Below are 272 nucleotides of genomic sequence, written 5' to 3'. Positions count from 1 at the left end.
GAGTGCACGATCCGCACATGACGGATCCGCGCGTCAGCGCCTTTCGCTATGAGAACCTCCGGCCCCTGCACCCGGTTCGCCTTGCGCGACTTCTCGATGAGCGGATCGAGCCGGGGGAGTTCGGTACGGTGATCCGCTCCATGGGCTTCTGCCGCCTCGCGACGCGGCCCTATGCCGTCGCAGAGTGGAACCACGTCGGCGGCACGATCTCGTTCGACCCGCTCGGCCGCGACGACGCCCTCGGCGACGACGAGGAATTGCTCGCCCTCGGC

General features: G+C 68.4%; 1 protein-coding gene. It reads left to right on the top strand.

Features of this window, described 5'->3' with window-relative positions:
• The coding region (locus SB660_RS20615; protein ID WP_410584203.1) for a CobW C-terminal domain-containing protein at positions 1–272 on the top strand (272 nt) is incomplete at both ends.

This window comes from Bacillus sp. SIMBA_005 (assembly GCF_046535585.1).
Taxonomy (GTDB): Bacteria; Bacillota; Bacilli; order Bacillales; family Bacillaceae; genus Bacillus; species Bacillus pumilus.
The sequence above is the reverse complement of the archived record's forward strand: the minus strand, read 5'-3'. Positions and strand labels throughout refer to the sequence as shown.